This is a genomic window from Mesorhizobium silamurunense (assembly GCF_014843905.1).
GTDB lineage: Bacteria > Pseudomonadota > Alphaproteobacteria > Rhizobiales > Rhizobiaceae > Mesorhizobium > Mesorhizobium silamurunense.
This window is the reverse complement of the sequence record NZ_LPVS01000111.1, coordinates 1-215: the sequence shown is the minus strand read 5'-3', so window position 1 is coordinate 215 and position 215 is coordinate 1. Positions and strand designations below refer to the sequence as shown.

Genomic DNA, 215 nt, shown 5'->3' with positions numbered 1-215 from the left:
CACCGAAACCTGCCTGCGCATCGGCGGCTATGTCCGCTACGACATCGGCGTTGGTGATGTCGGCTCGTTCGACGGCGCTGTAACGGCCGACCACGAGGACGGTGATCCGCAGCACACCTTCTACAAGAAGGCCCGCTTCACGCTGAAGACCTGGACCGGCCAGGAAACCGAGCTCGGCACCCTGAAGACTTACACCGAGACCCGTTTCAACTTCG

1 protein-coding gene is annotated in these 215 nt (G+C 61.9%); it reads left to right on the top strand.

The window, feature by feature from the left end; genetic code table 11:
- Nucleotides 1-215 (top strand): porin (locus tag AU465_RS32635; RefSeq protein WP_192257097.1); only part of this gene is annotated, 215 nt, incomplete at both ends.